This window comes from Fluctibacter halophilus (genome assembly GCF_020687825.1).
Classification (GTDB): domain Bacteria; phylum Pseudomonadota; class Gammaproteobacteria; order Enterobacterales; family Alteromonadaceae; genus Fluctibacter; species Fluctibacter halophilus.
This window is the reverse complement of the sequence record NZ_JAJEWP010000002.1, coordinates 331,321-344,378: the sequence shown is the minus strand read 5'-3', so window position 1 is coordinate 344,378 and position 13,058 is coordinate 331,321. Positions and strand designations below refer to the sequence as shown.

The window sequence follows — 13,058 nt, the reverse complement described above, 5'->3', positions numbered from 1 at the left end:
GTCTGTTATGGTTGGTTCACGCCGGAAGCGAGCCTAAACTAACCACTTCTGCCATGCATGTCAAAGACACTACAGTGACAAGCAGTTGGGGCATGAGCCAAGTTCAGGCATACTGATAGCCTGACAGTTTACGCGTGGGATTTATGCAAGTCTATCTGGTAGGTGGCGCCGTTCGCGACCAAATGTTGAACCGACCGGTCACTGAACGTGACTGGGTTGTTGTGGGTGCGACCCCGGACGATATGCTGGCGAAGGGATTTACCCAGGTAGGAAAGGATTTTCCGGTCTTTCTGCATCCCCAGACCCGTGAAGAATATGCCCTCGCCCGCACAGAGCGCAAGGCCGGTCGGGGCTATACAGGCTTCGTCTGTCACACCACTCCTGACGTTACCCTGGAGCAGGACTTGCTGCGCCGCGACCTGACCGTCAATGCGATGGCCGAGGATGAGCACGGCAACCTGATTGACCCCTTTAATGGCAAAGCCGACCTGGAACAACGAATTTTACGCCACGTGTCCGATGCCTTCGTGGAAGATCCCCTGCGGGTGTTGCGGGTAGCCCGCTTCGCGGCACGCTATCACGGTCTTGGCTTTAGCATCGCCCCCGAAACCCTCACACTGATGCAGGACATCGCGGCATCGGGCGAACTGGTGAGCCTGACCGCTGAACGGGTCTGGAAGGAAACCTCACGGGCCCTGACCGATCCTCACCCTGCGGTGTATTTCGATATTCTGCGCCAATGCAATGCACTGTCGCCCTGGTTCGCTGAGCTGGAGCCCCTGTGGGGGATCCCGAACCCGGCCAAGTGGCACCCTGAAATCGACACCGGCATTCATACCCTGATGGTGGTTGAACAGGCGGTGAACTTGTCAGAGCGTTTGGATGTGCGCTATGCGGCGTTGGTGCATGATTTGGGCAAAGCCAAAACAGACCCAGAGCAATGGCCCTCCCATCATGGCCATGAACACCTGGGACTTGAGCCCATTGACGCGCTGAATAAACGCCTCAAAGTCCCTAACCATTGTGCCGAATTGGCCCGCCTCGTATGTCAGTATCACACGCTGGTACACCGGGCCATGGCAATTAAACCCACGACCATGCTACGGCTGTTTGACAGTTGTGATGCCTGGCGCAAACCCGAACGCTTTGAACATATCCTACTGGCCTGTGAGGCGGATGCCCGCGGACGCACCGGTTTGGAACAAACCCCTTACCCTCAGGCTGATCATGTCAGACGGGCACTCCGTGCCGCGCAATCGGTTGATATCAAAGCAATCGTTGCCCAAGGCTATCAGGGAGCAGCGATCAAGGAGGCCATTCAGCGTGCGCGTCTGGAAACGATTCGGCAACTGGGTGTAACCGACGCATAAAAAATCCTGATGACCGGCATACCGTTGTTCAATGCTTTCGGCCTGATCGAACGTTTATTCCAATATTTGCTAATATTTTTAATATCTATACGTTTTTAGAATAGGCCACCATTAAGGAGGTCTGTTGTGAAACGCTACATTTTTCTGCTTTTATGCCTGAGCCTTGTGACTACGATGACTGCCAATGCCGGCCAGGCAGTGGCCATTGATTACCTGCAGGGTGAGGGCAATGTCAAAGGGCTGCGACTCGGCTACCGGCCGGTAGAAACGCAGCTGATAACGCTGCCTTGGGTCGGTGACGTGGATATTTACTGGGAAGCCAGCCTGAATCTTTGGGAATTTGGCGATCCGGCTCGCCATGAGTCAAACCTGGTGCTGGCCCTGTCACCGGTGATCAGCAAACAGTTCGCGACACTGGCAGGTACCTATCCGTTGTATTGGGAAGCCGGCATCGGTGTGTCATTGGTCAACGATACCCGTTTTGCCGGCAAGGATATCGGCTCTCACTATCAGTTTGAGGACCGGCTCGGCGTAAGACTTGAGTTTTCCCGCCAACACACGATTGCGGTGCGCTATCTGCACTATTCCAACGGCGGACTGAATTCCAAAAACCCCGGTATGGACTTTTTTAATCTGGCCTACGTGCATCGCTTCTGATTGTGCCAGAAGCCGTGACATTGCCAGTGGCGGGCATACATCGGTCAATGCTACAATTCGCCCATTATCAGTACCGATCATCCGCTGTGGGTTAGCCACACATCGCCCAGTCATTCTGACACATGGGGCAACCCGGTTGATCCGTTCATACAGTGGGAAAACTGCACGTGATGTTTGAAGAATTGGAGCTGGACACCAGCTTATGCCGGGCCGTGGCAGAGATGGGATATTCCCGTCCGACCGGCATTCAGCGATCTGTTATACCGGTGGCGATGGAAGGGCATGACATACTCGCCTCTGCCCCCACCGGCACCGGCAAAACCGCCGCCTTTTTGTTGCCATTGTGTCAGTTTTTGCTCGACTTCCCACGCCAGGAACCCGGTCCCTGCAGGGCGCTGATCCTGACTCCAACCCGTGAATTGGCTTTGCAAGTGTATGAACAGGCGCGACAAATCGCTCGCTTCACCGAACTGCAATGCGGCGTCATAACCGGTGGTATCAACTACGGTACAGACCGGGAAACCCTGAGCCAGAACATGGACATCATGGTGGCCACGCCGGGGCGGTTGTTTGAGCACATCGAAAAAGAAAGCTTCGACTGTCGCGCCATCGAATGCCTGGTATTAGATGAGGCTGACCGCATGCTGGACATGGGCTTTGGCGGTATCGTGAACCAAATTGCTGCCGAAGCGCGCTGGCGTAAACAGAGCATGTTGTTTTCCGCCACCCTGGAAGGTAAAGGTATCGAACGCTTTGCCCGCGACATTCTCGACGACCCCGCCCATCTGGAAGCCGACGCAACGCGCAAAGAGCAAGGCAAAATCCTCCAATGGGTGCACCTGGCAGATGACTCGGCACACAAATACGCGTTGCTGAAACACATCCTTACCCAGGACATGCAAAGTGCGGTTGTGTTTGTCAAAACCCGGGACCGACTCATTCAGTTGCGGGATCTGCTGGCCCGGGACGGCATTGAAACCTGTTGGCTGCAAGGTGAAATGCCCCAGGACAAACGGATTGCCGCACTGGCTCGCTTTAAAGCCGGTGAAATCAATATTCTGCTCGCTACCGACGTTGCGGCGCGAGGGCTGGATGTGGAACACATCAGCCATGTGATCAATTATGATTTGCCGCGCTCGGCCGATGTATATGTGCACCGTATTGGACGCACCGGTCGCGCAGGCAAAAAAGGCAATGCCATTTCCATTGTTGAAGCCCATGACATGGGTATTCTGGGTAAGATTGAGCGTTACACCCAACAGCGAATCAAACGTCGGGTGATCGAAGGGCTCAAACCCAAACACAAAGAAGCCAAACCGCCGGTACGTAAGAAGAAAAACAAAGCCGTCGCCAAAAAATCCGCCAAAAAGAAACGCAAATAAGCGTTCTGGCAGTGACGGTACAACGACAGGAGAAGCATCATGCACGGAAATGACTATCCCATTGGAACCCCTGGTACACCGTGGGGCGACGCTGAGCGCGCCGCCTGGCGTCAGCAACAGTCGGTAAAGCGCAGCTACCGTGACGACGTCATCACTCGCCTGGACGGCTTGAACGACGCATTTGAGTGCGTTCAATATGGCTCCTTACCCTACGACACAGAATACCCATTGTTTGCCCTCAAAAGTCGCCAGTGGGATCACCAGCGACCCACGGCGCTGATCACCGGAGGCGTGCATGGCTATGAAACCAGTGGTGTACATGGCGCACTGCAATTTGCCGAACAAGGCGCGGGCGCGTATCTGGATAAACTCAACCTGGTCGTCTGCCCTTGCGTCAGTCCATGGGGCTATGAAACCATCAATCGCTGGAACCCCGAAGCGGTGGATCCCAACCGTTCATTCCTGAATGACAGCCCAGCCCCTGAGTCCGCTGCATTGATGGCCTTTGTCGGGCAACTACCCGGCGCACTGCTGGTGCACATCGATTTGCACGAAACCACCGACACCGACAACAGCGAATTTCGTCCGGCGCTGGCGGCTCGAGATGGCGTGACCCATGACGAGTGGGACATCCCGGATGGTTTTTATCTGGTTGCCGACAGCCACAAGTCAGAACTGGCGTTTCAACAGCACATCATTCGCGCAGTCGCCAAGGTCACCCAGATTGCGCCGGCCGATGGCCAGGGACGCCTTATTGGCGAACCCATTCTGGATAACGGGATAATCGAATATGCCGCCAAACCATTGGGATTGTGTATGGGTCTGTCAGATGCGCCGTTTGTAACCACCACCGAAGTTTACCCGGACAGCCCCAATGCATCGCCGCAAAACTGTAACGATGCTCAACAGGCTGCGGTACAGAGCGCGCTGGACTATGCTCTGGGCGTCAGATCCTAATCCTTCGGCAAAGAGGACTCGTTATGCAAATCGTTTTAGCCACCGGTAATCAGGGCAAAGTGAATGAACTGGCCAGCATGCTTGAGCCGATGAACATTGACGTTTTGCCACAAAGTCAGTTCGATGTGCCTGACGTCGCCGAAACCGGCACGACCTTTGTTGAAAATGCCATTATTAAAGCCCGGCATGCAGCACGGATCACCGGCTTGCCGGCGATTGCCGATGATTCCGGCCTGGCCGTCGATGCGTTGGGCGGAGCCCCTGGCGTGTATTCTTCACGCTATGCCGGTCCCGACGCCAGTGATCAAGACAATATCGAGAAGCTGCTGGCCGCGATGAAAGATGTGCCCATCGCCAAGCGCCAGGCGCGATTTTTGTGTGTTCTGGTGTTCATGCGTTCAGCCGACGACCCCACGCCGCTGATCTGTCAGGGCGAGTGGGCAGGCCGTATACACCTCAAAGCCGAGGGCCAGGGTGGCTTCGGCTATGATCCGGTGTTCTTTATTCCCGACAAAGCCTGTGTGGCAGCACAGTTGAGCGCGGTTGAAAAAAATGCCATGAGCCACCGGGGTCACGCGCTGCGTCAACTGGTTGAACAACTGGACGCGACTTTTGCTGACTAACCCGCCTCTGGGGCTGTACATCCATATACCCTGGTGCGTGCAAAAATGCCCTTACTGTGATTTCAACTCCCATGGTCAGAAAGGCCAGATCCCTGAACAACAGTATGTGCATCATCTGCTCGACGACTTAAGTCAGGAGGCGATGTTGGTCGGCGATCGCACGGTGGATACGGTGTTTTTCGGTGGTGGTACCCCAAGTCTGCTCAGCGCCGATGCTGTTCATACACTGCTGCGTGGTGTGGCCGCTCGGGTGAACTTGTCTGCACAGGCGGAAATTACCCTCGAAGCCAATCCCGGCACAGTGGAAGCCGCCCGTTTTGAAGGCTATCAACAGGCCGGCATTAACCGTATTTCTGTGGGGGTACAAAGCTTTCAGGCCGACAAACTGGCCGGATTGGGACGCATCCATGACCCGTTGCAGGCGACCCAGGCTATCCAGTTGGCGCACCGCATCGGCCTGACGAGTTTTAACCTCGATCTGATGCACGGGTTACCCGGACAATCATTGGCCGACGCACTGTCAGACATTGACCAGGCCATTGCCCTGTCCCCTCCCCATCTGTCCTGGTATCAGCTGACCATTGAACCCAATACCCAGTTTGCCAGTCGACCACCACGACTACCGGAAGATGAGATCTTGTGGGACATTCAGGAACAAGGGCACCAGCGCCTGGTTGCTGCCGGTTATCGCCAATATGAGATTTCAGGCTACAGCCAACCCGGGCACCAGTGTAGCCATAACCTCAACTACTGGCGTTTCGGCGACTACCTTGGGATCGGCTGCGGCGCACACGGAAAAGTAACCCATGTCGACAAAGGCCTGATTGAAAGACGGGTGAAGGTCAAGCACCCCAAAGGCTATATGGATCTCACCCGACCCTATCTGGATCAGCACTGGCATGTCGGCGCCGATGAACTACCGTTTGAGTTTTTCATGAACCGGTTGCGACTGGTAGAGGCCTGCCCAAAACAGGATTATCAGGCCTTCACCGGGCAAACATTGGATGCCCAGACGCGCGCTAAAATTGAACAGGCGATCCACAAAGGCCTGCTCGACGACCAGACAGACCATTGGCAAGTCACCTCACTGGGCCGTCGCTATCTGAATACATTGCTGGAAACCCTGGTATAGCGGGATGCTTCAGGGGTTTTGATCACCCTGTGGTTGTGCGGTAGCCCGGGTCAGGATGACGTTGTATTTTTTTAACGCCGGCACTTCATTCCTGAGGTTATCTTCAATTTCATCAAGCAAGTGCATTTTATTGCAGAACCAGCGGGCTTTCTGACGCAGCGAATTGGCGCGCGGATTCACTTTACGCTCAATTTCCTGCTCCATGATTTCAATCCGTCTCGACAGGTTTTCAATCCGTTGTTCGGTGTTTTCATCGCCGCCGGCATTCAATCCGCCAATGGCCGTCAGTACGCCACCGACAGAGGTGCTGATGGCTTGTTCCAATTGCTCTTCTAATTCGCGGTCGACCAGATCATCCACGTTTTCAAGGCTGCCTGGCCCCATGTAAAAATTGTCGTTCGACTGAATAAATTTTTCGCGAATACGGCCTTTGACTTTGCGCAACGAGGCGGTGAGCTTCTCGTAGCTGTTATGATCCTGCCCCACCAGCCCCTGATACACATGTTCTACAGTATCCACGGCCAGTTCGACCCCTTCAGTGGCCAACAGGATCATTTTAGGCACCACATAATGCAGGCCCTCTGCTAAGCGCTCCAGATCACGCTGTTGCTGGCCTTCAAGGGGCAACCAGTTGCCCTCAACGATTAACTGATCGGTGCCGTTGATCTGGTAAACGGTGCGACTCTCTTGCATGATTCGAATATGGCGCTCGTTCACTACGATCCCATACTGCAAATCAACGTCACATTGTAAATCGCCTCGCACGCTACTGCACATCAGCAACGTAACAATGGCCAACAGGCCTCTGAACATCATCGTCCTTCCATTCAACGCACACGTTGGCGCGTCTGAAACTGCGTTTATCTGCCTCTATTGTGGCGTCTGTTCGTGCACCTGAAAAGGGTTAATCCGACAAGGCGGGCAAAATTCAGGGTAATTGACCACAATTCCATCAGCGCTGGGCGACGGCTGGGTCAATCTGGCGTACCAGACGGGCAAACACAAAACGCTGTTTCTCTTTCAGTGCGTTGCTGGAGTTGAAAAACGCCACCACCCAGGCTTGAGAGGCTGACCGTACCGACGGTGTGGCACTCCAGTAATCATCAGATGGCGTGGACGGAAAAAGGTCCTCGTTGATTGCCGGACGCACACAGGCCCGTTCAGTCAGGGAAGACAGTTCTTTCAGATTAGGTAAACGCCAGTCGCTGTATCCGGCGAATTGGTTGCCATGCGCATACGCAAGCGCCTCCTGCCAGTTCAGGCCTTCAGGATCGCCAAGGCAACTGCCGTTAGACCATGTTTGTCCTACGCTGCATTGACGCCACATCAGGCCGGTGGCCAGATCGCTGACGGTACCATCACCGTTGTCCACCCATAGATCTTCAGGGGTGGTTGAATCGATCCCATCCACACAGGTCTGGCCGTTGACTGTGGCACTGAGCAACAGCAAGCTCATGCTTAACCAGCGAAATACATTCATCATCGTCCCCCCCGTACCAGCCGGACACGAACCGGTGTAGATTTATTAAGAAAGTTGTCGTTACCGGACAAAAAGTCTATCGCCCAGGCATTCTGCGCATCCTCCTGAACCCCGTCGGCGCTGGGGATCCTCGTCCAGTACCACAAGGGATCAGCGCCACCGCCAGTCGAGTTAGGAAAGTAATCCGTATCCAGCAGCACACCACTGGTCTTGCCGAAATGGGCAATAGACATCAGTTCATTATGGGTTGGTAATCGCCAGTCATAAAAATTACACAAGCCTTGGGCGTTCACTGCGGCAATAAAGGCGGTGGTATTACAGGAGGCCAATGAACAAGACGTTCCCGCCCCATTTGTATCGCCTTGGTCACCGCCATTATTGGTGGTGTGATACCATGAATAGGTGTGGTCCCGTCCGTGTAGTGATGTACTGGTATCCTTTACTTCCCACACCAGACCTGAAACATTGTCGCGCACACACGCCCAGCTGGTAGCACTGTCATCAATTTCATCACCGAGCACATCGAGACGGGTAAAATCAAAGCCCTGACTGCCCTGCCCAGCTTTTTCCAAAACACCATTGGCAGCGATCACATCACGACCGCGCTGACCATCTTGTCCTAGGAAGGCTGATTGATAGGTGGTTGCTACCTGAGTCAATGACGCCTGAGCCGCCACTCCGGTGTCGTTCATCGGACTTAAAGGCATTGGCTTTACGGTGATCGCGACGGCATCTTCGACCACATTGCCGAACCGATCAGTTACCGCGAGACTAAAACTGATCACCTGGCTACTGCTCACCATCGGCGCAATTGCGTAGGTTTTCAGTGCGGTACTGTCGGCAATGGTCGGTTCAAGGGTGGAATCATTGAGCCAGCGATAAGCCAGCGGTGTTGCCGCCGGCACCGTTGAATTGGCGTCCCCGACCAAAGCGATCAACTCGCCCGGATACACAGTGTGGTCTGTGCCTGCATCTACCGTAGGGACAGTATCCGCCTGGCTGAGTACCGACAGCAGAATACTGGCTGTGTGACTGCCACCTTCCTGATCGGTCACGGTCAGTGAAAAGCCCAGTTGTGACGCATCGTCCCGTAGGGGCGTGGTAAATGCCACACTGTCACCATTGAGGCTGACATTCTGCAATACCGATGGTCCTTCCGTCTGCGCCCATTGCCACTGTGCAATTGCGGCGCCGGTGGCCGGTGCATCGATATCCACACTTTGCTCGCCAGACAGCACCACATCTATCCCTGCGGGTAGAGGCGATGGAACCGGGTCCGGCGAACGTACGGTGATCACGGCCCGCGGCAATTCATTGACTGGCTCTACAGTAATGATCACCGAATCACTGCCTTGGTTGCCGTTCGCGTCTGTCACTAACAGGGTAAAGGTGTATTCCAACGGCTCGATGGTTGTCGGTGCGGTAAATGTCACCTCAGGCACACTGGTGTCAGCCTGCTCGATGGTCAAAGCCGGTACCACCGACCAGCTGTAAGTAAACGGCGTCGCTTCGCCGCTGGCCTCACCGGTCAGGGTCACATTGGCCCCTTCTGACACCGAGCGATTGGCACCGGCGGTCACCAGTACGGTTCGGTTCTGATCATCGGAATCACTGTCCAGCGAACCGCCAGAGCATCCGGACAACAGTGCTGCCAGCAGTATCAGCAGCCCCGGAAGGCGAATTGTAGGCATGGGATGTTCTATCCTGTGTTGGAAATTTGTCACTGGGATGGAGAATGCAAATATCAGACCGGATTACGTGATTTAACTGACAACGACTCCTGCTGCTCGCTCATTCTTACCTGCAGCGACTCCAACTGCTTCTTGTGTACAGCGACATCGGTCACGTCATACAACATCATGCAGATATGATCGGTCTTCCCGGCTGCACTGGTCAGTGCTGACAAGGTCAGATTCTGGTACATGAAATCTTCACTGCCGGTGATGGGCCGGTAGTTGGGGAATTTGAACAGGTAAGGCCGCTGCTCCCAGGTCATAAATGCCCGGGTGCCTAATTCAAACACCGGTCGCGCCTTGCGTTCAAACCATTTGCGACTGATGTCGGGAAACAATTCAAACAGTGTCTTACCCTGTACTTGACTGGGTAGCATACCACTGTGACTTTCCATAAAGCCGTTCCAGACTTTTACCCGAAAATCCCTGTCCAACACAACAATCCCGACATCCACGGTTTGCACCATGTCCATCATCCAATGGAATTCCGCCATGCTGTCATCATGTTCAGTCACTGCTCAGTCCTCCAGCAAATGGGACAGTTTGTAGTTCATCACGTTCATGGACTCTTCGGTAAACAACAACACCAGGTCGCACTGCACATTGTAGCCTTCCAGCCCATAACTCAATTCAATGGCCAACGTTCGCCGCCAGCGGTTTTTGTTACTGGAGATCAGCTCTTCAACATTACGGTGCTGGCCAAGCACGACGGGATGGCCCTGACTGAAATACAGGTCAAGCTGGTTGGCGAGCCCACGCAGACACGTCCCTATCAGGATGTTGGCCGCATCCATCAGCATTTCCAGCTGCATCTGATCATCAACATCTTCCTCGATGTTAAGGATCTTGGCCACATCGCCAAAACTGGAGTCACTGAGCATGAACAATGCTTCACCGCTGACCCCTGGACCAAGAAATCCCTGACAAATGCCGGACACCGTATCTTTGTCCCGAATGTCCTGCAGCATCATGTGCATCTCAGACACTTCAATCAGGTTGACGTTGGGGATCGGTAGTCGTACAAACACACCCAGGATCCGCGCCAGATGGTCACCGGCCTGCCCCATCGCAATATTGGTAATTTCCTGATAAACATCTCGAATATCCGGATCGAGGGAGGGCTCTTCAGTCACGTCTTCGGGCGCATCTGGCGCCAACAACTGGTGCTTAATCAGCACCTCTTTGAGGGTCTCAGGTGAAACCGGCTTTTCAATGAAATCAATCGCGCCGAGCTTTTTGACCCGCTCCTGGGCTTCGGGCTGAATATCACCGGAGATGACAATAACCTCGGACTGTAGCTTCTTAATGCCGATGGTTTTGAGGGTCTGATAGCCATCCATGAAGGGCATATTGAGATCGAGAAACATGATCTGTCCTTTGCCATCTTCGAGGGCCTGAATCGCTTCCTGACCATGCTTGGCAAAATGGACAGCCACTTCCCAGTCTTGCGGCAAACACTTCGCTACCTGCTTGCGCGCCACCAGTGAGTCATCACATATCAACACCGAAATCATAAAGGGGAGTACGTTCCATAACGAAGGTTGAAAACAGTCCGTAGTACTGACAAACAACGCCAGCGACTTGTGTAATAGATAGCAGCAATCCCGCTAATAACCAAGGTCAGAAGCAACAATTTAGACCAATTGACGAACAACAAGCCGTTGATTTACTTAACGCTTATGATCTTTAACGGCTGAGTGAGGTTGACCTTGACCCCAACAATGCTAAAAACCCAGCAACCACAACAAAAGCGGTAACAATAATGCGGTAAGAATGCCATTCAGGCACAAGGCCAGGGTGGAATAAGCCCCGGTCGTTTCGCTTAACTGAAGTGCTCTGGCGGTACCCACCGCATGGGCGACCGTGCCCAGCGCCGCCCCCTGAGCTTTGGCACCGGTGACACCCGACAAGCGGAAAATCCACCCCGCCGCCAGTGCGCCAACGATACCGGTCAGAATAACAATCACCGCGGCCAGCGCCGGAATGCCTCCCACTTGTAAGGCCGTTTCCATCGCCAGCGGGGTCGTGATTGACTTGGTCAGCATGGTACGCAGATAAATGCCATCCACGTCACACATCCACAGTCCGGCAACGGCCAGCAGCGGTGCAATCGTGCCGCCGGCAATGATGGGCACTAACACCCGACGTCCATCCTTGCGCAAATGCGCCAGTTGATTGTACAGCGGCAATGCCAAGGCAACCGTGGCAGGCCCCAATAGCCAGTGCAGCCAGGCCAGGTCCTGCTGATAGCGTTCCACCGGAATATCTGTCCACAGCAGAAATCCACCGATCAGGACACTGGTGACTACCAGCGGATGCACGATCACTGCGTTGCGACACCGGGCAAAGACCCATAAAGCCATCACATAGCAGGCCAGGGTTAAGCCCCCCAATCCCAGCATTGTCATCAGCCCTCATCCTCATCGGGCAACACCCGTTGGGCGATCAGGCTGGTGATCCACAGGCTGGCAATGGTACTGGCCACCAACACCAGTGCTATGGCCCAGACATGTGCTTGTAACCCTTCGTAAAGGGTGATCACACCCAGTGTGGCAGGCACAAACATCACCGACATGTGCCGCAGCAGCCATTGTCCGCCAAGCTGAACCTGAGCGGCCACGGACGGAAAAAGCACCAACAGTCCTAACAGGATGAACATCCCCAGCAACGGTGCCGGTAGCGGCAGTTGCCAACGCTGCACACACCACACCGAGAGGGTATAGAGCAAACAAATAAACGCGATGGCCAACAGTGATTTGCACCAATGCAGCATGGGGACCTCCAGCAGACAGTGGCTTTGATGCTAACCCGCTGGTGTTAGATTACAAGCCCTATGCCGGTTTTCTGAGTTCTTCGAGGCGAAACTTATACTTGCGACTGACCTTGACTTCATCACCGGTCGACAGCAATGCCAGGTATTCACCGTTCGAATTGGGTCGCAACCGCTCCAAGCGGGATAAGTTGATTATCGCCGAGCGATTCACCCGAGCAAACAAGGTAGGGTCAAGCTGATGTTCCAGCTCTTTGAGGGTGACACGGACAATGTGGTCGCCCTTTACGGTGTGCAGGCACATGTAATCGCCAGCCGCCTCAATCCAGTCGATGGATGACAAGGGAACCCGCAGCCAATCGTTGCCACTTTTCAGCGCAATGGTATTGGGCAGCTCGGCCAGGTCGAGCCTGTCAACCTGATCCAGGGTCTGAATAAGGTGGGTTACCCCCCGCCCCGTTTTACGGGTCAGCAGGGATTCCAATTGCTGCTGCCGTTGATTGGCGCACATCACCTGTCTGGCCTGACGCAGGTTGAGCAAACACACCGCCAGGCGCTCTTCGGAAAAGGGTTTCAGCAAATAATCAAACGCCTGGCAATCAAACGCCTGGCAGGCAAATTCTTTATACGCAGTAACAAAAACGATTTGGGTGGGGAGACGCTTTTCACGTTGCAGTTGTGTCACCAGCTCCAGACCGGTGAGTCCGGGCATTTCAATGTCTACAAACAGGACATCGGGCGTGGTGGCACGCAACACACTCAACGCATCGTTGCCATCCCGACACTGGGCAACGATGGTAATGTCATCGTGCTCCTCAAGACGTTTCACCAACCCCTCTCGGGCCAGCGTTTCGTCGTCTACCACAACTGCAGCTATTTGCTCCATACCACCAGTGTCCTCTTTTATGCAGCAGAAAATATCGTTGTTAACAGTGCAGCACCTGACGCGGGGAA

Annotated in this window: 14 protein-coding genes; 6 read left to right on the top strand and 8 right to left on the bottom strand. The window is 54.3% G+C overall.

From position 1 onward, the window contains the following. Positions 1 to 143: 143 nt before the first annotated feature. The 6 genes from LJ739_RS10290 (at position 144) to hemW (ending at position 6,121) form a co-directional block, all read left to right on the top strand. Positions 144 to 1,370 (top strand): multifunctional CCA addition/repair protein, encoded by a 1,227-nt coding sequence (locus tag LJ739_RS10290; RefSeq protein ID WP_229160164.1) that lies wholly within the window; start codon positions 144 to 146, stop codon positions 1,368 to 1,370. Positions 1,371 to 1,544: 174 nt separating this feature from the next. Continuing rightward, complete coding sequence (locus tag LJ739_RS10285; RefSeq protein WP_229160683.1) at positions 1,545 to 2,027, top strand: acyloxyacyl hydrolase; 483 nt, start codon at positions 1,545 to 1,547, stop codon at positions 2,025 to 2,027. Between the two features lie 170 nt (positions 2,028 to 2,197). Then, complete coding sequence (gene srmB / locus LJ739_RS10280; protein WP_229160681.1) at positions 2,198 to 3,409, top strand: ATP-dependent RNA helicase SrmB; 1,212 nt, start codon at positions 2,198 to 2,200, stop codon at positions 3,407 to 3,409. A 39-nt stretch (positions 3,410 to 3,448) separates the two neighbouring features. Continuing rightward, positions 3,449 to 4,366, top strand: coding sequence for a M14 family metallopeptidase (locus LJ739_RS10275; RefSeq protein ID WP_229160159.1), 918 nt, complete (start codon positions 3,449 to 3,451; stop codon positions 4,364 to 4,366). A 23-nt stretch (positions 4,367 to 4,389) separates the two neighbouring features. Beyond that, positions 4,390 to 4,989, top strand: a complete 600-nt coding sequence (locus tag LJ739_RS10270; RefSeq protein ID WP_229160158.1) for an XTP/dITP diphosphatase — start codon at positions 4,390 to 4,392, stop codon at positions 4,987 to 4,989. After that, positions 4,982 to 6,121, top strand: coding sequence for a radical SAM family heme chaperone HemW (gene hemW / locus LJ739_RS10265; RefSeq protein ID WP_229160679.1), 1,140 nt, complete (start codon positions 4,982 to 4,984; stop codon positions 6,119 to 6,121). The genes LJ739_RS10270 and hemW overlap by 8 nt, the downstream gene beginning before the upstream one ends. Positions 6,122 to 6,130: 9 nt before the next feature. Here the strand turns inward: hemW and LJ739_RS10260 are convergent, their stop codons facing one another. From LJ739_RS10260 to LJ739_RS10225, 8 genes are all read right to left on the bottom strand, one after another. Then, positions 6,131 to 6,937 carry a YggN family protein gene (locus tag LJ739_RS10260; RefSeq protein ID WP_229160157.1) on the bottom strand — a complete coding sequence of 269 codons (807 nt, stop codon included), beginning with the start codon at positions 6,935 to 6,937 and terminating at the stop codon, positions 6,131 to 6,133. Positions 6,938 to 7,073: 136 nt separating this feature from the next. After that, positions 7,074 to 7,604: an Lcl C-terminal domain-containing protein gene (locus LJ739_RS10255; protein ID WP_229160153.1), complete on the bottom strand. Its 531-nt coding sequence runs from the start codon at positions 7,602 to 7,604 to the stop codon at positions 7,074 to 7,076. Continuing rightward, positions 7,601 to 9,292 (bottom strand): Lcl C-terminal domain-containing protein, encoded by a 1,692-nt coding sequence (locus tag LJ739_RS10250; RefSeq protein WP_229160151.1) that lies wholly within the window; start codon positions 9,290 to 9,292, stop codon positions 7,601 to 7,603. Before LJ739_RS10250 ends, LJ739_RS10255 begins: the two co-directional genes overlap by 4 nt. A gap of 53 nt (positions 9,293 to 9,345) precedes the next feature. Then, positions 9,346 to 9,828 carry a PAS domain-containing protein gene (locus LJ739_RS10245; protein WP_267494317.1) on the bottom strand — a complete coding sequence of 161 codons (483 nt, stop codon included), beginning with the start codon at positions 9,826 to 9,828 and terminating at the stop codon, positions 9,346 to 9,348. A 24-nt stretch (positions 9,829 to 9,852) separates the two neighbouring features. After that, complete coding sequence (locus LJ739_RS10240; protein ID WP_229160147.1) at positions 9,853 to 10,848, bottom strand: response regulator; 996 nt, start codon at positions 10,846 to 10,848, stop codon at positions 9,853 to 9,855. Between the two features lie 210 nt (positions 10,849 to 11,058). Continuing rightward, on the bottom strand, positions 11,059 to 11,742 hold the full coding sequence (locus tag LJ739_RS10235; protein WP_229160144.1) for an LrgB family protein: 684 nt from the start codon (positions 11,740 to 11,742) through the stop codon (positions 11,059 to 11,061). Next, positions 11,742 to 12,107 carry a CidA/LrgA family protein gene (locus LJ739_RS10230; RefSeq protein WP_229160142.1) on the bottom strand — a complete coding sequence of 122 codons (366 nt, stop codon included), beginning with the start codon at positions 12,105 to 12,107 and terminating at the stop codon, positions 11,742 to 11,744. Before LJ739_RS10230 ends, LJ739_RS10235 begins: the two co-directional genes overlap by 1 nt. A gap of 58 nt (positions 12,108 to 12,165) precedes the next feature. Next, positions 12,166 to 12,990: a LytR/AlgR family response regulator transcription factor gene (locus LJ739_RS10225; protein WP_229160140.1), complete on the bottom strand. Its 825-nt coding sequence runs from the start codon at positions 12,988 to 12,990 to the stop codon at positions 12,166 to 12,168. Positions 12,991 to 13,058 lie beyond the last annotated feature (68 nt).